General features: G+C 62.2%; 18 protein-coding genes. 2 read left to right on the forward strand and 16 right to left on the reverse strand.

Annotated elements, in window-relative coordinates:
* Positions 1–36 precede the first annotated feature (36 nt).
* Positions 37–273: a DUF465 domain-containing protein gene (locus MVC20_RS09690; RefSeq protein ID WP_297540778.1), complete on the forward strand. Its 237-nt coding sequence runs from the start codon at positions 37–39 to the stop codon at positions 271–273.
* A gap of 61 nt (positions 274–334) precedes the next feature.
* Here MVC20_RS09690 and MVC20_RS09695 read toward each other — a convergent pair whose 3' ends face one another.
* A complete protein-coding gene (locus MVC20_RS09695) occupies positions 335–658 on the reverse strand; it encodes a helix-turn-helix domain-containing protein (RefSeq protein ID WP_297540779.1) in 324 nt (107 codons plus the stop codon).
* Between the two features lie 88 nt (positions 659–746).
* On the opposite strand from MVC20_RS09695, the gene MVC20_RS09700 reads away from it, so the two are divergent.
* Complete coding sequence (locus tag MVC20_RS09700; RefSeq protein ID WP_297540781.1) at positions 747–1,481, forward strand: hypothetical protein; 735 nt, start codon at positions 747–749, stop codon at positions 1,479–1,481.
* 49 nt (positions 1,482–1,530) lie between these two features.
* On the opposite strand, the gene metG is transcribed toward MVC20_RS09700, so the two are convergent.
* From metG to MVC20_RS09775, 15 genes are all read right to left on the reverse strand, one after another.
* Positions 1,531–3,249 (reverse strand): methionine--tRNA ligase, encoded by a 1,719-nt coding sequence (gene metG, locus MVC20_RS09705; RefSeq protein ID WP_297540783.1) that lies wholly within the window; start codon positions 3,247–3,249, stop codon positions 1,531–1,533.
* A gap of 54 nt (positions 3,250–3,303) precedes the next feature.
* Positions 3,304–4,539 (reverse strand): MFS transporter, encoded by a 1,236-nt coding sequence (locus MVC20_RS09710; RefSeq protein WP_297540785.1) that lies wholly within the window; start codon positions 4,537–4,539, stop codon positions 3,304–3,306.
* A 228-nt stretch (positions 4,540–4,767) separates the two neighbouring features.
* Positions 4,768–5,370 (reverse strand): hypothetical protein, encoded by a 603-nt coding sequence (locus MVC20_RS09715; protein ID WP_297540787.1) that lies wholly within the window; start codon positions 5,368–5,370, stop codon positions 4,768–4,770.
* 112 nt (positions 5,371–5,482) lie between these two features.
* A complete protein-coding gene (locus MVC20_RS09720) occupies positions 5,483–6,793 on the reverse strand; it encodes an ATPase (protein WP_297541441.1) in 1,311 nt (436 codons plus the stop codon).
* 157 nt (positions 6,794–6,950) lie between these two features.
* Positions 6,951–7,451: a prepilin peptidase gene (locus tag MVC20_RS09725; RefSeq protein ID WP_297540789.1), complete on the reverse strand. Its 501-nt coding sequence runs from the start codon at positions 7,449–7,451 to the stop codon at positions 6,951–6,953.
* Between the two features lie 9 nt (positions 7,452–7,460).
* Positions 7,461–8,318: a tetratricopeptide repeat protein gene (locus MVC20_RS09730; protein ID WP_297540791.1), complete on the reverse strand. Its 858-nt coding sequence runs from the start codon at positions 8,316–8,318 to the stop codon at positions 7,461–7,463.
* A 29-nt stretch (positions 8,319–8,347) separates the two neighbouring features.
* Positions 8,348–8,899 carry a tetratricopeptide repeat protein gene (locus MVC20_RS09735; RefSeq protein ID WP_297540793.1) on the reverse strand — a complete coding sequence of 184 codons (552 nt, stop codon included), beginning with the start codon at positions 8,897–8,899 and terminating at the stop codon, positions 8,348–8,350.
* Positions 8,900–8,909: 10 nt separating this feature from the next.
* Positions 8,910–9,896 (reverse strand): type II secretion system F family protein, encoded by a 987-nt coding sequence (locus tag MVC20_RS09740; protein ID WP_297540795.1) that lies wholly within the window; start codon positions 9,894–9,896, stop codon positions 8,910–8,912.
* Positions 9,897–9,906: 10 nt separating this feature from the next.
* Positions 9,907–10,875: a type II secretion system F family protein gene (locus MVC20_RS09745; protein WP_297540797.1), complete on the reverse strand. Its 969-nt coding sequence runs from the start codon at positions 10,873–10,875 to the stop codon at positions 9,907–9,909.
* A 5-nt stretch (positions 10,876–10,880) separates the two neighbouring features.
* Positions 10,881–12,332 (reverse strand): CpaF family protein, encoded by a 1,452-nt coding sequence (locus MVC20_RS09750; protein WP_297540799.1) that lies wholly within the window; start codon positions 12,330–12,332, stop codon positions 10,881–10,883.
* A 16-nt stretch (positions 12,333–12,348) separates the two neighbouring features.
* Positions 12,349–13,599: an AAA family ATPase gene (locus MVC20_RS09755; RefSeq protein ID WP_297540801.1), complete on the reverse strand. Its 1,251-nt coding sequence runs from the start codon at positions 13,597–13,599 to the stop codon at positions 12,349–12,351.
* Between the two features lie 254 nt (positions 13,600–13,853).
* Entirely contained in the window at positions 13,854–14,516 is a 663-nt protein-coding gene (locus MVC20_RS09760; protein ID WP_297540803.1) for an OmpA family protein, read from the reverse strand.
* Positions 14,517–14,532: 16 nt separating this feature from the next.
* Complete coding sequence (locus MVC20_RS09765; RefSeq protein WP_297540805.1) at positions 14,533–15,951, reverse strand: type II and III secretion system protein family protein; 1,419 nt, start codon at positions 15,949–15,951, stop codon at positions 14,533–14,535.
* Between the two features lie 191 nt (positions 15,952–16,142).
* The gene (gene cpaB, locus MVC20_RS09770; protein WP_297540807.1) at positions 16,143–17,012 is read right to left on the reverse strand and encodes a Flp pilus assembly protein CpaB; all 870 of its coding nucleotides are present in this window, start codon (positions 17,010–17,012) and stop codon (positions 16,143–16,145) included.
* Positions 17,013–17,231: 219 nt separating this feature from the next.
* Positions 17,232–17,432 (reverse strand): hypothetical protein, encoded by a 201-nt coding sequence (locus MVC20_RS09775; protein WP_297540809.1) that lies wholly within the window; start codon positions 17,430–17,432, stop codon positions 17,232–17,234.
* Positions 17,433–17,444 lie beyond the last annotated feature (12 nt).

Genomic DNA, 17,444 nt, shown 5'->3' on the forward strand with positions numbered 1-17,444 from the left:
GGTCTGGACTGAGCAATCAAGAAGGAGCGATGCGCGATGTCCAATACCCCCCATGAACTGCCGGAAGAATTCCCGCAACTGGCCGACAAGATCAGCGAATTGAAGCAGTCGGACGCGCATTTTGCCCGTCTGGCCGAAGAGTATCATGATCTGAACCGCGCCGTGCACCGGGCCGAAACGCTGGTCGAGCCGGTCGAGGAACTGGCCGAAGTCGAGATGCGCAAGAAGCGCGCGGCGCTGAAGGACGAGCTATACCGGATGCTGACGGTCTGAGACCCATCAGATAGAACATGCTGCGCAGGGCGGGAGGACCGCCCTGCGAATTTTGTCGGCGCTATTCGAGGTCGGGCGTATGCGCCTCGCCCCATTCGTGCAGCGCGCGCATCACTGGTCGGAGCGCATGACCGGTTTCTGTCAGGACATATTCCGCGCGTGGCGGGTTCGTGGAATAGGTACGGCGGGCAATGACGCCGGAGTTTTCAAGCTTTTTCAGTCGGTTGGACAGGGTGTTTGGGGACAGCGCCAGCGTGTCCTGCAAATCCTGAAAGCGGCGCGGCCCCTCAAGAAAGAACTCTCGCAGAATCAGGATCGACCATTGGTCGCCCATGGCATTGGTGGCCCGCAGAATCGGGCAGTTGCTGCGGCTCGTTTTCGTCATGGGGAGAGTATAGCTAGCGGATTCAAAAAAGGAATTGACTATAAAAAATGTAGTGACTATTAAAATGGTATCAAATGGAGGTGCCAAGATGTCTGATGCTCTGCTCGCCTATGTGCATGTATTCCTGATTCTACTGCCCGGACTTGCGCTGGCGATGGTGGCCATGGGCGCGCAGCGCGCGGGGCTGGGCCGGGCGGCACTGGCGCGCGCTGTGCTGGTGCCAGCGTGCATCCTGGCGCTCTGGGGGGCGCTTGCGATGGATCTGTCGCGGAGGGGCACGTTCATGGTGCCCGCGACCGTGCTGGATCCGCCTGTGGTGCTCTTTTCCATGTTGGGCGGGGCGGCGCTGCTTTGGGCCTTGGCCACGCGGACGCAGACGGGGCGGGCGGTCGTGGCGCATTTGGACCAGGGTTTGCTGGTGGCGTTTCAGATCCCGCGCGTCATGGGGGCGATCTTTCTTGTCGGTTGGGCGGCGGGGATCATCCCGTGGCAATTCGCGCTTTTGGCGGGGCTTGGCGATATCTGGGCCGGGATCGAAGGCTATCGGGCGTGGCGGGCCTGTGCCGATGGCGCGGCGGATGCAAAGGCCAAGGTGCTGCGCGCCAATATCGTCGGGCTGGCCGATTTCGTTGTAGCCGTCCTGACGGGGATCGCCACGTCAGAAGGGTTCGCGCATCTGATGGCGCATGAGACCCCCAATATCATCAACCTGCATCCGCTGGCGATGTTTCCGGGGTATTTCGTGGCGATCTTTCTCGCCTTTCACTTTGTCTCTCTGAGCAAGTTGCGGCGCGACTTCTCCAGAGTTTCCGCGCCTGCGTGAGAGACAAGGCGCGCGGGGCGGGTGGACCGCCCTGCGCGTTCTTTCCCGTTCAGGTCCTGATCCCCGAAAACCGGGTCTGCCAGTCTTCGCGGGCTTCGTCGGTGATCTTGCTGAAGAGCACGTCGGGCACGGTGAAGGCGTGGCCCGGCGCGAGGCATGCGAGGGCTGCGGGCACGTCATCGGGCCATGTGTCATCCTGGGCTTGCATGGCCGAGAGCATCGCGGCGGCGGCGTCGGGGATGAAGGGGGACGAGAGCACGGCGTAAAGACGGATGAGGTTGAGCGCGAGGCGGGTTTGCATCGCGGCACGCTCCGGGTCGGTCTTGAAGGTGGACCAGGGCGCTGCTTCTTGCAGGTATTCGTTGCCCTCGACCCAGATGGCGCGCAGGGCGCTCGCCGATTTGCGGACCTCCATCGCTTCCATATGGTCCTGATACTCGCGGACGCGGGATGTGAGGCGCGCGATCAGCGCCTCTTCCTGTGTGCCGTAGGCGCCGCCCGTCGGAACCACCTCGCCGAATTTGGAGCGGCAGAACTTGGTCACGCGGCTGACGAAATTGCCCAGAACGTCGGCGAGATCCTTGTTCACCGAGGCCTGGAAGTTGTCCCATGTGAACTCGCTATCCGAGCTTTCGGGGGCGTGGCTGAGGAGCCACCAACGCCAGTAATCGGCGGGCAGGATTTCGAGCGCCTGATCCATGAAAACACCGCGCCCGCGGGATGTGCTGAACTGACCGCCGTCATAATTGAGGTAGTTGAAGGATTTGATGTAATCCACCAGCTTCCACGGCTCGCGCGAGCCAAGGATCGTGGCGGGAAAGCTGAGCGTGTGGAAGGGCACGTTATCCTTGCCCATGAACTGGGTATAGGTGACGTCCTCTGCGCCCTTGTCGGTGCGCCACCAGCGTTCCCAAGCGGAGGCGTCAAGCCCGGTCGCCTCGGCCCATTCCGCGCCGCAGGCGATGTATTCGATGGGGGCGTCGAACCAGACGTAGAACACCTTGCCCTCCATCCCCTGCCAGGGGGCGCCGTCGAATTGCACAGGAATGCCCCAATCGAGATCGCGGGTGATGCCACGGTCCTGCAAGCCATCGCCGTCATTGAGCCATTTCCTGGCGATGGAGGTGGTCAGCACGGGCCAGTCGGTTTTGGAGTCGATCCACTTTTCCAGCTCATCCTTCATCTGCGATTGGCACAGATAGAGATGCTTGGTCTCGCGCATTTCAAGATCGGTCGCCCCCGAGACCGACGAGCGGGGGTTGATCAGATCGACCGGGTCCAACTGCTTGGTGCAGTTGTCGCATTGGTCGCCGCGCGCCGAGTCGTAGCCGCAATTGGGGCAGGTGCCCTCGATGTAGCGGTCGGGCAGATAGCGCCCGTCGGTGGGGGAATACATCTGGGTTTCCGAGACTTCGCGGATCAGCCCCTGATCATGGAGGCGTCGGGCGAAATGCTGGGTCAGTTTGCGGTTCTGAGCCGAGGAGGAGCGCCCGAAGTGATCGAAGCTGAGGCGAAAGCCGCGGGCGATTTCGGCCTGAACAGCGTGCATTTCGGCGCAATAGTCGGCCACCGGCTGCCCTGCCTTGGCAGCGGCGAGTTCGGCGGGCGTGCCATGCTCGTCCGTGGCGCAGAGAAACAGCACTTCGTGGCCGCGGGCACGGCAGTAGCGGGCAAAGAGATCCGCCGGAAGCTGCGAGCCCACGAGATTGCCAAGATGCTTGATCCCGTTGATGTAGGGGATTGCCGAGGTGATGAGATGCCGTGCCATATTGCGCTATTCCTTGACGGTTTGGCCCCGTTTAGCGCGGTTTCGCGGGCAGTTCTAGCGCCCGCTTGCGTCCTTGTCGCGGCTGCGTCCGGTGAGGCGGCCGATAAGGAAGGAGGTGCGCGGTGACCAGACATAGGCGGTGCGGCGTTCGGCAGTGGGCCGGGCGCGCATCCGGACGAGGCCAAAGACGACAAGGAGGGCGTGACCGGCCGCGATCATTACGAACATGGCAGGGGGTCCATAGGCGTCGATGAGGGTGGAGGCCATGAGGGGGGCGGCGATGGCCCCCACGGCAAAGAAGAACATGAGCGCGGCGGAAAGCTCGACCCGTTCATGGGCCTCGGCAAAGTCATGGGCGTGGGCGGCGCTGACCGAATAGATCGGAAAGGTGGTCATGCCAAAGAAGAAGGCCGTCATCAGGATGCCGAAAGTGTCGAGATTCTCGGTCATGGCGGTTGCGACCGAGGACAGGATGGCGGCGACCGAAAGTCCGATCAAAACCCAGCGGCGGTCGTAGCGATCGGCAAGCCAGCCGACCGGGTATTGCGCGACCGCGCCGCCCAGAACGAAGACCGCCAGAAAGCCCGCGATCTGATCCACGGCAAGGCCGACCTGTTGGCCATAGAGAGGCCCGACCATGCGAAAGGAGGCGCTGGAGAGCGCCGCCACCAGCACGCCCGCCGCCGCCAGGGGCGAGCAGGCGATGAGCAGCATGGGCCGCAGGCGCGGAGCCTCGGGCGTTTCCGGTTCACGCAGGCGCGACAGGGTGAGCGGCAGAAGTGCTGCGCAGCAGAGCAGGGCCAGCAGGTTGTAGGAGACGTAAGAGGCCGGAGCCAATACGGAAATCAGCAATTGAGCAGCCAGCGATGCGCCCATGTCGACGACGCGATAGATGCCCATGGCGCGGCCGCGCGTCTCGTTCGTGACCTTGGCCTGCAACCATGCTTCGATCACCGTATAGCAGCCCGCCACGCAGAGCCCCGAGGCCATGCGCATCAAGGCCCAGGCGTAGGGGTCGATCACCAGCATATGCGCCAAGAGGCCGATGGCCCCTGCGGCGGTAAAGGCGGCAAAGGCGCGGGAGTGTCCGATGGTGCCCATCAGGCGGGGTGCGAACCAGCAACCGATGAAGAAACCCACGAAATGTGCCGAGCCGAGGAGTCCGATCTGGGCTGTGGTGAAATCGAGCGCGAGACCGGAGAGCGCATCAAGTGGACCCACCCCGCCTGTCGAGAGTTGCAGGAGCACGACCGAGAGAAAGAGGGCGGCAAAGGAAATGAGCAGGCGCATGGTGGGGCCACCATGGCAGGACGTGAGGTGGGGGACCAGATGTTTTCGACATCAGGCGTCGGTTTCGGGCAGGGGGGTGCGAATGGGGGAACCATGGGCCCTGGAGAGCGGTGCCGTGTCGGTATTCCGTCGGTGGGGATTTGCGCGCCGGGCGGGATGTGATGTGGAATGGTGGGTGGTGGGTGATGGGTGGGTGGTGGGTTTCACCCACCCTACGGTGCGCCAAGGTCACGTTTGCCTGAGCGCCCATGCGCCGGGCTGGCCGGTGAGGTGCCATGCGGCGGGGGGCGCTGTGCGGGCGCGGCGGCGGGTGAGGTGCCAGCGGTCGATCTGTGGCTCATGCGCGGGGGCCATGTGCCAGCGGGTTTCCACGCCGGGTGCGCCTCCATCGCCCGGTGTGAGGATCAGGCCCAAGGGGCGATGGTGGCCACGTGCCGCCCCTTCTTCGGCGGCGAGATGCAGGCGGCGGACCGGGGTGAGGGCGGGCGGCCCTGGCAGGTCGGCGATGATGAGCGGGGCGGCCCCGCTGCGCAGGGCCTCTTCCATGCACCACAAGAGATCCTCGCGCCGCTCAGGTGTGATGAAGATGAGGGATTCCGGCCCGTTTTCGGCCCCGGTGAGGGGGCAGATGCCATCGGGGTTGAGGCGGTCGCGCGCCCAAGCGGGGGCGATCCAGAGCACGGGACCGCGCAGGGCCCCGACGAGGAGCATCGCAAAGCTGTGGCGGGCGGGGCCGGTGCATTCATGCAGGCGGGTGAGGGCCAAGTCGAGCGTGCCCAGCAGGCGCAGGGCAGGGCGGTGGCTGTCGCGGCTGAGAAGCGGAATCGTCATGGGGACAGGATAGCGTGTTCGCTAAATGTTCTCAATCGGGCTGTGCGCGGCGATGATACAGACCAGCATCTGTCTCGCGCGCGGCATCAACCTTTCTTGCAGGCAAAGCCGCCTAGTGCAGGATCTCTTCCTCGCGCACGAACATATTGGCCCAGGCACGTTCGATGAGTTCGGGGGTCATCTGATAGGGGATGCCCTCGAAGTTGCAGATCGAGATCATCTGGTCGATCAGGAAAACCGGCTGATAATTGGCATAGACATTGTCGATCGTGGGGTATTTTTCCTTGATCAGGTAGATCAGCGCGGCCTCGTCCAGCGGCATGCCCTTCTTGCGGGCGACCATGGCGAAGATCTTGAGGAAGTCGGATTGGCAGGGACCGTCGATCTTGATCTTGTAGAAGATCCGGCGCAACGCGGCCTTGTCGAAGATCGCGTTGGGGTGGAAGTTGGTCGAGAAGATCACCAGCGTGTCGAACGGCACCTCGAATTTCTCGCCCGATTGCAGGGCGAGAATATCCTTGGCCTCTTCCAGGGGCACGATCCAGCGGTTGACGAGGGCCTGCGGCGGTTCGGCCTGACGGCCAAGGTCGTCGACGATGAAGATGCCGCCGGTGGATTTGAGTTGCAGCGGCGCCTGATAGGTGCGCGCGGTGGGGTTATAGACCAGATCGAGCATCGACAGGCTGAGTTCGCCGCCGGTGATCACGGTCGGGCGTTCACAGCGGACATAGCGCGTATCAAAGGTGCGTTTGCGGCGCAGGGAATTGGGATCGTCAATCTCGACCTCGGCCGATGAATGGACGATGGGATCGTAGACGGTGATGACCTGACCGGAGTATTCGATGGCGCGGGGCACGTAGATCTTGTCGCCCATGGCGTCACGGATGCCATTGGAGATCGAGGATTTGCCGTTGCCGGGCGGGCCATACATCAGGATCGAGCGCCCGGCGCTGACCGCAGGGCCAAGGTGATCCAGCAGGGATTTGGGCAGGATCAGGTGCCCCATGGCGTTGGTCAGTTGCTCGCGCGTGACCTGAATGTTGCGGATCGACTGACGCTTGACCTGTTCGCGGTAGACCGAGAGCGGCACCGGCATGGCGCCGAAATATTCCGATTGGCTGAGCGCGTCGAGCGCGCGGGATTTGCCGGCATCGGTCAGCTGATAGCCCATTTCGCCGCCGGAATTGGCATTGAGCGTGCCGGTCGCCTCGATCAGTTTCTGGCTGCGGGCCATGTCGATCAGTTCTTGCGTGACGGCGCGCGGCAGGCAGATCGCCTCGGCGATGTCGGTGGCAAGGTCGAGGTTCTTGCGGAACATGGTCTTGAGCAGGATGTCCCGCATCATGACGACGGGCAATTGCATTTCCTCCAGCCGGGACGGGGGCGGGGGCGGCTGAACGCCGGTGCTGGCCTGCATGTTCATCTGGTCTGCCTGTGCTGGGTCGGATTGCATCACCGGCACCGTCGCATCAAAAGGTGCAGAAATTGTGGAGAGTGTCGGGCAGCTCTGCGGCGCTTTGACTGGCGGATCGGGCGCAATCTCGACCCGAACACGTCACGCGGCTTATCCTGAGATCGTTTCAGGCCCCGTAGAGCGCGCCCAAGCTCAGGTAGATCGCGAGCGTGCCACCCAAGGCCAGGCCCATGGGGAATTTCTTGCCTGTGTGCCAGCTTTGCCAGTCGGGGGCGAGGCGGCGCAGGGGGCTATACATGATCGCCCGATGGGTCACGAAAGCCCCAAGCAGGGTGGCGGCGAAGATGAAGGCGAGCGATGCGGCATCGCCAAGCGCAACAAAGGGGGCGGCAGCGGCGATGAACTTGGCATCGCCCGCGCCCATCAGCCGGGCGGCGTTCATGGCAATCCCCGCCACCAGCATGACCGCCAGATGCGAGAGCCGCCACGCGTAGTCGATGAGCGGCAGGGTCAAAAGCCCGACCACGAGGAAAATCCCCACCAGCGTCAGGACGGCGGTATTGGGGATCTTCATGCGACGCAGATCGCTGAGCGCGACCCAGACGCAGACGGGCAGGACGAAAGGCAGGAACCAGAGGGCCGAATGCGCGGTGATCTCAAGCGACATCGGGCGGCCCTAGCCGGATACTTTGGTTTCGAGCGCGCGTAGCGAGCGCACGGCATCTTCGAAATGCTGGGGATGGGTTTCCACGGCGTCGCGCAACAGCCCCTCGCCAATCGCGGTATCGCCCTGCTTGATGGCCGAGAGGCCGAGGGTATAAAGCAATTGCGCGCGTTCTGTCTGGCTGACAGGCAGGACGGGCAGGGAATAGTTGCGCTGCGCACCACGGGCGAGAACGAGATTGTTCTTGGCGGTGAAGAGGGCCGGATCCTGGCGGACAGCATCGGTAAAGAGCCGCTCTGCGCCGGGATAATCGCCGCGCGTCAGTTTGGAATAGCCCCAGTTGTTCATCACGCCTGCGGGTTGGGTGGTGAGGCCAACGGCAATCTCATAAAAGCTGTCGGCCTTGTTCCAGTCCTGTTTGCTGTCGGCGACCATGGCCTCGAGCCGGTAGCGTTTGAAGGTCTCGTGGGTGGGGGGGATGCTGTCGAGCACCGTCTTGGCGCGGTCCCATTCGTTGTTGCGGATCAGGGCATCGGCCAGATCGACGCGGTCTTCGTCGGTGGCGTCCTTGTGTTCGGTGACGCGGGTCCAGATCGACACGGCCTCGGTGTTGCGCTTGGCGCGCACGAGGGATTTGCCCAGACCGCGCAAGAGGTCGATCCTGTCGGGCTTTTCGCCCACGGCGCGCTGGAAATAGGCGACCGCCTCGTTCGGGTCACTGGCGGTCAGCATCACGTCGTTGAGGTTGGTTTCGTCCACGACATTGATGTCCTGGAATGCACGGTCTACGTCATTCCCGCTGGACTGCTCGCAAGCGGACAGGGCGAACGCGCCTGCCACGCACAGGGAAACAAGAATAGGGTGGCGCATTTTTGCGTCCTTTTACTGCCTCGGCCTCGTCATGGTATCTTGCGGACCAGATAATCGCCACTGCCCCGCCGCACCAGTTTGTAATCTTGCTCTTCCTCTGTACCATAATCAGAATTTTCCGATTTTGCGAGTGCTAAGCGCAAATTGTCGCGAATTGCGTCACTTTCGCCATTGTCGAGGGCGTAGGCGCGGCGCAGCATCTGTTCGGCCTCGGGGTAATTGCCCTTTTCGACCAGCACGACACCGAGATTGTTCCAGGTTTCGGGGGTGGCGTCGGGTTGTTCGATCGCTTCGCGCAGGAGGCGTTCGGCGGTGCCAAGGCGGCCCAAGGCGAGATTGGCGCTGCCCAGCCCGGCCAGCACATCGGCCGTCATGCCATGGGTGATGGCGGCGCGGGTATAGGCCTTGTGCGCGAGTTCGTATTCGCCCGCATCCATGAGGCGATGCCCGACCACGAGGCCATCCACGGCCTCGGCCCCGGGCACCACGCCGGGGGCATAGGGGCCATCCGGGGTGGCGGGCGCAAGGCAGCCTGCAAGCGCGAGTGTCCCCGCCAGAAAAACCGCCGCCCGCCCTATCATGTCGCCCCGTTTACTTGCCGGCCATGGCGAACAGTTCCATGATACCCAGAACCGACGGCCCGACCAGAATGATCAGCAATGGCGGCACTGTAAGCATCATCGTGGCCAATGTCATCTTGGTCGGCAGCTTGTTGGCTTTTTCCTCGGCGCGCATGACCCGTTTGTCACGCATCTCGCCTGCATAGACGCGCAGCGCCTCGCCGATCGAGGTGCCGAAAGTCTGCGATTGCACCAGAACGGTGACAAAGCTGGAAATATCCTGCACGCCGCAGCGTTCGGCCATTTCGCCCAGAACCGAGGGTTTGTCGCGCCCGGCCTTGATCTGAAGGGCGACGATCTCGAATTCCTCGGCCAGCGCGGGGTAAGAGGCGCGCATTTCGCTGGAGACGCGGATGATGGATTGATCCATCGACTGACCGGCCTCGATGCAGACAAGCATCATGTCGAGACTGTCGGGAAAGCCGTCCTGAATTTCCTCCTGGCGTTTCTGCTGACGTTTCGTGATCCAGTATTTCGGCATCATGTAGCCGATGCCTGCGGGCCCGAGGATATAGAGCAGGGTTTCCTGCGTGCTGGTCTCGGTGCCCGATTTGAACAGGACGTAGTAGATCACCCCAAGGATCAGCAGCCCGACCGCGAGCGCGAATTGCGCGAAGTGGTAGTAGCGCACGGCGTCGCGATGCCGGTAGCCAGCCTGCATCAGCTTGAGCCGGATCTGGCTGAGTTGCTTGGCGTCTTGCGGTTCGAGGAAGGTGGCGTAGCGGTCGAGTTTCTTGTTCTGCTTGCCCGCGCGCAGGTTGGTCTTGGCATTGCTGGACGCGGCGGATTGGCGCTGATTGGCCTGTTTGAGTTTTTCGAGCGGGTCCTGTTTTTGCCGCAGCATCATCGGGATGGTGATGAGGATGAGCATGACGCCCAAGCCACCCACCGCGATCAGAGGGCCAAACGGCCCGAGTGCGCCGGTCAGGACATCGTTGAGAACAGAGAGAATTTGCATGATCCGTTCCTCAGACCTTGATGTTCACGAGGGCGCGCATGACGATCAGGTTCATCACCAGAAAGACACCGACGACCAGAACGGCGGGGATGAAGAAGGGGTGATTCATCGCTTCGTCGTAATAGTCGGGCTTGATCAACTGAATGCCGATCAGCGCGAGAATGGGAAAGCCGGAGAGGAATTTGCCGGACCATTTTGCCTCGGCGGTGATGGCCTTGACCCGGCGGAAGAGGCGAAAGCGGGCGCGGATCACCTTGGCCAGACCGGCGAGGATTTCCGCGAGGTTGCCGCCCGATTGCTGCTGGATGGTCACGGCCACGGCGAGAAAGCGCAAATCCTGCATGTCGAGCCGTTCCGCCATTTCCTTGAGCGCCTCGCCCATGTCGCGGCCATAGGCGGCCTCGTCCGCGATGATGCCGAATTCGGTGGCGAGCGGATCGCCGACCTCGTTCGCGACGATGCCGATGGCCGAAGAAAACGGATGGCCGACCCGCAGGGACCGCACCATGAGTTCGATGGCGTCGGGCAATTGTTCCTCGAGCAGCGCCATGCGTTTGGCCGCCTTCATGCTGATCCAGGTAAATATACCGCCCACGCCGATGCCGACAGAGGCAATCGCGCGCACCGGGGCGGCAGTATCGGTGCCGACCGAAAGGCCGATAAAGGCCAGCACGCTGAGACCACCCATCAGCATGATCAACTGCCGGGGGGTAAAGGCGATGGCCGCTTTTTGCGCCTTTTCCGAGAGGATGGAATAGAGCGGCAGTTTGCGCGCATTGAGGTGCTGCTGCATTTCCTTGCGCAGCTTTTCCATCACCTCTTCGCGGTTGCCCGATTTGTCGAGCATTTCGAGGCGGCGGTTGACCCGGTTGTTGAGACTGATCGAGCGCCCGAAAACGGTAAGGTAAATCCCCTCGACCAGAACGAGCACGCCGACGAAGATCAACGCATAGATGATTGGTTCGGCACTGAGGGTCATCTGCGTTACTCCGCTGCGATGGGTTCGTAGATATGGGGGGGCAGGTCATAGCCCCAGAGGCGGAAGCGTTCGGAATAATGCGAGCGCACGCCGGTGGCGGTGAAATGACCGATGATCTTGTTGTCCGGGGTCAGGCCCACGCGCTGAAAGCGGAAAATCTCCTGCATCGAGATGACATCGCCCTCCATGCCCGTGATCTCGGTGATCGAGGTCATGCGGCGCGAGCCGTCTTGAAGGCGGCTGGCCTGCACGATGAGGTTGACGGCGCTGGCGATCTGGCTGCGCACCGCCTTGAGCGGCATTTCGATGCCGGCCATGGCGACCATGTTTTCCAGACGGCTGATGCCGTCACGCGGATTGTTGGCGTGGATCGTGGTCATCGAGCCGTCGTGGCCGGTGTTCATGGCCTGAAGCATGTCGATCACCTCTTCGCCGCGCGTCTCGCCCACGATGATCCGGTCTGGACGCATCCGCAGCGCGTTCTTGAGACAGTCGCGCGGCGACACCTCGCCCTTGCCTTCGACGTTGGGCGGGCGGCTTTCCATCCGGCCCACGTGGATCTGTTGCAGTTGCAATTCGGCGGTGTCCTCGATGGTGAGAATCCGCTCGGAATTGTCGATGAAGGAGGACAGCGCGTTGAGTGTGGTGGTTTTGCCCGAGCCGGTACCGCCCGAGACGATCACGTTGAGGCGGGTGGCGACGGCGGCCTGAAGATAGGCGGCCATTTCCTCGGAAAAGGCTCCGAATTTCACCAGATCGTCGATGCCCAGCTTGTCCTTTTTGAATTTCCGGATTGAGACAAGGCTGCCATCCACCGCGACAGGGGGCACCATGGCGTTGAAGCGCGAGCCATCGGCAAGGCGGGCGTCAACATAGGGGTTGGATTCGTCCACGCGCCGACCCACCGCCGACACGATCTTGTCGATGATGCGCAGGAGATGCTTTTCATCCTTGAAGGTGACGTCGCTGAGTTCGAGCTTGCCCGCGCGTTCGATGAAAATCTGGTGCGGGCCGTTGACGAGAATATCGTTGACCGTGTCATCCTTGAGCAGGGTCTCGAGCGGACCAAGACCCTTGACCTCGTCATAGAGTTCCTGGGTGAGTTGCATGCGGTCCTCGCGGTTGAGGACGATGCCTTTTTCTTCGAGGATCTCGCCTGCGATAGAGCTGATTTCGGCGCGCAGGTCGGATTCGGAGGCCGTGTCGAGCGCGGCGAGATTGAGGTGGTCGAGCATCGCGCGGTGCAATTCGATCTTGATCTCGCTGATCCGCTCTTTGCGCTTGCGCTCCTTGTCAATGCCGACGGGCACCGCTGCGACCTTGGGCAGGGGTTTGCGCATGGACGGGATTGCCGCAACTTCGACCGGGGCTGTCCGGGGGGGCGCGGCGGGGGCGGTGGCTGCCGAAGGCTTGGAGCCTGCGCGGTCGCTGGGCGATTTCTTGTATCGAGAGAACATCGGGTTCTACCTCTGGTTAGGCGGCTTCGGCGTCGCTCTTGCCATGAGCGTGAAGGGTGCTGGCCAGTTTGGCGATTTCGCGGCGCAGCGGGTTCTTGGCGGCGCTGGAGGCCAGCGGCAGACCGTGGTCCGAACTTTGGCAGACGGCCCGTCCGCCATCCGGCATGAGCAGCTCGATACGGATTTCGAGGCTCTCGGCCATGCGTTTGACGCGGCTCTTGCCGTTCAGGTCGGTGAACTTTGGCGCGCGGTTGAGGCAATACCGCAGCTTGTCCACGGGCAGTTCCTCGGACTGCATCGCCCGTTTGAGCCGCAGCGCATTCTGGGCCGAGCGCATGTCAAGCTCGAGCGTGGCGAAGTAGATCTGGGAGGCGTGCAGCACCGCTTCGGTCCATTGGACCAGCGAGCCGGGCATGTCGATCACGACGTAATCGAAATGTTTGCACGCAAGGCCAAGCAACTTGTTCACATCCTCGGAGGAAATCATGTCGAGCGGCAGCACATCGGCGGGGGCGGTCAGCACCCAGAGTTTGTCCTCGAAGGCGACAAGAGCCTGACGGAAGATGTCATCATCAAGCGCCTCGGTATCGGACCACATCTCGAACACGACATCGCGGCGCGGCAGGTCGAGATAGGTTGCGACCGAGCCAAATTGCAATCCGAAATCCAGCAGGCAGACGCGCGGCGGGTTGGCCTTTTCGACATTGGCCAGCTCCCATGCAAGGTTGACCGCGAGGGTGGTGGCACCGGTGCCGCCCGCAAGGCTTTGCACGGCGAGAATCACGCCTTCCCCGGCGGTCGGATTGGCCAGGGCGGGATGGGTATTCGCAGCCGTCGGGGCGTGCTGCGCGGGCGGGGGCATGTGGCGCAGGCGGTCGATGGCGGCCTGAAGCTCGCCCTCGGGCAGGGGGTAGGGGACGAATTCATCGGCGCCCTGACGCAGCAATTGGTGCAGGGCGGCGGGGCTGACATCCTCGGCGATGAGAATGACCTTGATGCCCTTCTTGTTGGCCAGCGAGATGATTTCCCCCAGCATGACAAGATCATCTTCGTCGGCCTCGTCGATGGCAACTGCCACGAATTCCAAGGAGTTAGCCTCGGGCTGGTTGAAAAATGCCAGTGCCTCGGCAAAGCCCAGATCGCCCCAGGATTCGCCCAGGGCAGCCTCCATATCCTCGATCAGCAGGTCAAAATTCTGCACGTCGCGACTGATGGTACAGGCGACGATCGGGCTTGGATCAGGCTGTTTCGCTACACTACTCGTCATTCTCTCGGTCCTGTTCTTGCCGTCGCTCCGGCGGTGTTTGCCAATACGCGGGCTGGACATGGAAATACGGCCATCCAGCCCGGCACCGCATGCGACGGAAACCTTTGGCTCTGGTGCAAGATGCGCGGGAATATTGGCGACATTTGGGCCAAAAGATCGTAATTGTGCGGTCTTGAGAGACAAAAACCCGCCCAATCAGGGGCGGGTTCGAGGTGGTCCGGACAGAGCCGAACAGGGAGAAACGGTTCTTGGCGTTACCCGCCAGAGTCGTCCGCGCCGGCGGAGGATTCGACCATCAACAGGGTCGATCGTGGCGCAGCGCTGTTGATGTATTCGCGGTAGACGACCTCGGCGTATTTGCCATCCATGATGATCGGATGGGACTGCACGAAGCCCGACACTTCGGTCACGGTGCGGCGGTTGCGGCGCTCGCGGCCTTGGGTCACGATCAGCGGTTGGGTTTCGCCGAAAGAGGCGACCGCCTCGAGGCGCGAGCGGCTTATGCCCTCGCTGGTGAGGAAGGCGACCACGGCCTGAGCGCGGCGCATGCCGAGGGCCTTGTTGTAGCTGTCGGAGCCGACCGCATCGGTATGGCCATAGACGCGGAAGCGCACTTCGGGGAATTGACGTATCCACCGGGCCTGTTCGCGCAGCGTGTCGCGTGCGCCTGCGTCCAGTTCGGCCGAGTTGAAGGCGAAGTTGACGGTGCTCATCACCTCGCTTGCGAAGCGATTGGCGAGATCGAACGTATAGCTGCGTTCGCCCGTCATCACGAGATGGTTGTTCATCACCGCCTCGCCGAAGTGGCCGTTGTCCACATGGGCGCCGGCCTCACCGAAATAGGAGCGGTAGACGGCGTCCTGCGAGGTGCAGGCGGTCGCGGCGATCAGGCCGGCGATTGCGAAAACATGTTTCATGGCCCGTTTCCCCCGCTCAATCCATCACATAGCCATAGGAGCCGGTGAAATCCTGCTTGGCCACCTCACCCACGGCACCCTTGTCATTGACGCCTCTTGCGACGCGACCATTCAGGAAAAGATCCTTTTCCGAGGGCAGTTTGACACGATCCGTGGGCAAGGCCAGCGCCTCGCCACGGGAGGGCGACACAAGATGTGCCGAGATGATGATCACCAGTTCGGTTTGCGAGCGCTGGTAATCGGCGCTGCGGAAAAGCGATCCCAGAACCGGCACATCGCCCAGCCATGGCACCTGACCGGCATTGTCGCGGAAATCATCCTGAAGCAGGCCCGCGATGGCAAAACTCTCTCCATCGCGTAGGGCGACGGTGGTCGAGGTGTCACGGCGGCGGAAAGCGGGGATTGAAAACCCATTTGAAACCAAGGCATTGGCCGTGTCGATGGAAGAAACTGCCGCGGCCATTTCAAGGTTGATGATGCCATCGTCCACGACGCGCGGCACGAAGTTGAGCTCCACCCCGAAAGGTTTGAATTCGATGGAGGTGGTGTTGTTGTCCTGTGCCACGGGCACGGGGAATTCGCCACCTGCGAGGAACTTGGCCTCTTGGCCCGACAGCGCGGTCAGGTTCGGCTCTGCCAGGGTGCGCACGACGCCCTTGGTTTCGAGCGCTTCGAGCAGGATGCCCACCTCGACCGAGCCCACGTCAAAGCCGAAGGCGAAGGCCGCGTTGTTTTCATTCGTTCCGGGAATGGCCCCGGCCAATGTGCCCAGAACGCCGCCTTGGGTATTGGTGGTGTTGGTGCCGCCGATGACGCCCACCTTGTTGGCCCCGCGTGCGTCGATGGACAATGAGGAGGAGAGCGCCTTGGACACGCTGCGCTGCATTTCGGCGAACCGGACCTTGAGCATGACCTGCTGCTTGCCGGAGACCGACATCAGGTTGGACACGCGCTCGGGCGCATAGCGTTCGGCCAGATCAAGCGCGCGTTGCATCCGCGAGGTGCTGGACACGGTGCCGGAAATGACGATCCCGTCATTGGCGCTGCGCACTTCGATGGGTTCGCCCGGCAGGATCTGTTTCAGCCGTTCCTTGAACTCTTCGATATCGGTGCTGACATGCACGTCGATATTGGTAATGAGTTGGCCCACGCCATCAAAGAGGCTGAGTGTGGTGCGCCCCGGTGTCTTGCCCAGCACATAGATCGTGCGGTCCGACAGGGTAGAGAAATCGGCAATCGCCGGGTTGGCGATGCTGAGTTCGGCAAACGGCGAGTCGCTCTCGACCACCACGGCGCGGTTCATGGCAACGCTGAGGGCGCTCGAGGTGCCATTGCGCACTACGCGGATGTTTTCCGCCTGTGCAGGTTGCGGCACATGCCCCGCAACGAGCGCAACGCCCAAAAGGGCCGCGCAAATATGTCTACGCAATTTCATGTGACCTGCCTTTCCGATCACGCCTCATTTTTCGGGTCTTAGCGCCCGGATTTAAGCTACTGTGGGGCAGTTCCGATATTTTTTCAAGAATCAATGCCGTTTTGCGCATTTTTCTTGAAACTGTGACCAAATTCCAAAATGCGAAAATGGCACCCGTCACCGGGTGCCATCTCTGCGTGTCGCGGAAAGGGTCAGTTTGTGCAGGGGATCGGGGTTTCGATCACCTCTGCCCCACGCCGGGTGCGGATGGTGCAGGTCTCGGGCGCCGGGGCCTGTTCGACGACGGTCTCGGCGGTGATGCCAAGCAACCTGTGCTGGTCGACCTCGATCACCTCGGCCACGGTATCGTCAAGGGCCCCGACAAGCGACAGCGACAACCGTCCGGTGGATTGCGCCTGAGCAAGGGCTGCGACCTGCTGCGGTTTGACCGCGACCGTCACGGTCCGGGCGATGACCGCCTCGGAGGTGTCCATGTCGGCCACCTGATCCACGGCGATCAGCTTGACCCCTGTTTCAATCAGCTTGGTGACTTCGCCCATGGAATTGCCTTCGGTGCGCACGTTGTTCGCGCCGACGCTGCCGGTCCAGTAGATGTCGATCGTGTCGCCGGGGCGCAGAAAGCCCGAAACACCGCTGGTCACATCGACCTTGACGGCAAAGGCGCGCATGCCGCGTTCGAGTTGCGAGGTGATGCCCACCTCGGCCCCCGGTTCCGTGACCTTGACGGCCAAAATGGGCTCGTTCGCCTCCATCCGGCGGATGGCGCGGCGCTTGACCGCGTCCCCTTGGGGAAAGAAGGCCTCGGCGGTGTTGAAGACGCCTTCGGGCAGAGAGGTCTTGGGGAAGGGTGTGAGGCGCACTGCGTCCTTGTCAATCGCCTCGCCGTATTGCAGGGGGCGGGTGGCGACGAGGATGTCGACGGTTTCAATCGCGGGGGCGCGCTGCTGACGCTCGGCGGCTAATTGGCGCTGATATCCTTCGATATAATTCTTGGCCATGTAGACGGCAAATCCCGCAAGCCCGAGGCCCACGATCAGCACCAATCCGAAAACTGCTCGCATGGGGTTTCCCTTTCATCGCAAGAGGAGGTCCGGCACAGGACCGGTGATCAAATCTCGTGGTAGCCCGCCATTGTGTCAAAATCAGGGACAAGCGGCGGCGATATAGCGCCTTTCAGCCCCGCAAGATGTGACCCTGGCACGAAAGAAAATGGCCACGGATAGGAGCTATCCGTGGCCATTTCTATGTGATTGCCCGGTTCAGGCCCGGGCCGTCAGGCCTTATTGGCCGAGGGTGCCGAGGTCGACAACCGCCGAGCCGCCCACTTCGGTACCGATGGTGGTGGCGAGGTTTTCGATGCCGGTGCTGACGGTGGACACGCCGGCGATGCCGAGGCCAACGACTGCTGCGGTCAGCACGACCCAGTCAACCGTCACTGCGCCGTCTTCGTCTTTCGAGAAGTTCTTGAAGAATTTGATCATGGTTTGGTCCCT

Origin of the sequence: Roseovarius sp. (assembly GCF_027019125.1) — a bacterium.
Classification (GTDB): Bacteria; Pseudomonadota; Alphaproteobacteria; order Rhodobacterales; family Rhodobacteraceae; genus Roseovarius.

Bases quoted from the DNA above. Each gene is read 5' to 3' on its own strand.
- MVC20_RS09690 (WP_297540778.1), top strand. From the start codon at position 37: ATGTCCAATACCCCCCATGAACTGCCGGAAGAATTCCCGCAACTGGCC.
- MVC20_RS09695 (WP_297540779.1), bottom strand. From the start codon at position 658: ATGACGAAAACGAGCCGCAGCAACTGCCCGATTCTGCGGGCCACCAAT.
- MVC20_RS09700 (WP_297540781.1), top strand. From the start codon at position 747: ATGTCTGATGCTCTGCTCGCCTATGTGCATGTATTCCTGATTCTACTG.
- metG (WP_297540783.1), bottom strand. From the start codon at position 3,249: ATGGCACGGCATCTCATCACCTCGGCAATCCCCTACATCAACGGGATC.
- MVC20_RS09710 (WP_297540785.1), bottom strand. From the start codon at position 4,539: ATGCGCCTGCTCATTTCCTTTGCCGCCCTCTTTCTCTCGGTCGTGCTC.
- MVC20_RS09715 (WP_297540787.1), bottom strand. From the start codon at position 5,370: ATGACGATTCCGCTTCTCAGCCGCGACAGCCACCGCCCTGCCCTGCGC.
- MVC20_RS09720 (WP_297541441.1), bottom strand. From the start codon at position 6,793: ATGAACATGCAGGCCAGCACCGGCGTTCAGCCGCCCCCGCCCCCGTCC.
- MVC20_RS09725 (WP_297540789.1), bottom strand. From the start codon at position 7,451: ATGTCGCTTGAGATCACCGCGCATTCGGCCCTCTGGTTCCTGCCTTTC.
- MVC20_RS09730 (WP_297540791.1), bottom strand. From the start codon at position 8,318: ATGCGCCACCCTATTCTTGTTTCCCTGTGCGTGGCAGGCGCGTTCGCC.
- MVC20_RS09735 (WP_297540793.1), bottom strand. From the start codon at position 8,899: ATGATAGGGCGGGCGGCGGTTTTTCTGGCGGGGACACTCGCGCTTGCA.
- MVC20_RS09740 (WP_297540795.1), bottom strand. From the start codon at position 9,896: ATGCAAATTCTCTCTGTTCTCAACGATGTCCTGACCGGCGCACTCGGG.
- MVC20_RS09745 (WP_297540797.1), bottom strand. From the start codon at position 10,875: ATGACCCTCAGTGCCGAACCAATCATCTATGCGTTGATCTTCGTCGGC.
- MVC20_RS09750 (WP_297540799.1), bottom strand. From the start codon at position 12,332: ATGTTCTCTCGATACAAGAAATCGCCCAGCGACCGCGCAGGCTCCAAG.
- MVC20_RS09755 (WP_297540801.1), bottom strand. From the start codon at position 13,599: ATGACGAGTAGTGTAGCGAAACAGCCTGATCCAAGCCCGATCGTCGCC.
- MVC20_RS09760 (WP_297540803.1), bottom strand. From the start codon at position 14,516: ATGAAACATGTTTTCGCAATCGCCGGCCTGATCGCCGCGACCGCCTGC.
- MVC20_RS09765 (WP_297540805.1), bottom strand. From the start codon at position 15,951: ATGAAATTGCGTAGACATATTTGCGCGGCCCTTTTGGGCGTTGCGCTC.
- cpaB (WP_297540807.1), bottom strand. From the start codon at position 17,012: ATGCGAGCAGTTTTCGGATTGGTGCTGATCGTGGGCCTCGGGCTTGCG.
- MVC20_RS09775 (WP_297540809.1), bottom strand. From the start codon at position 17,432: ATGATCAAATTCTTCAAGAACTTCTCGAAAGACGAAGACGGCGCAGTG.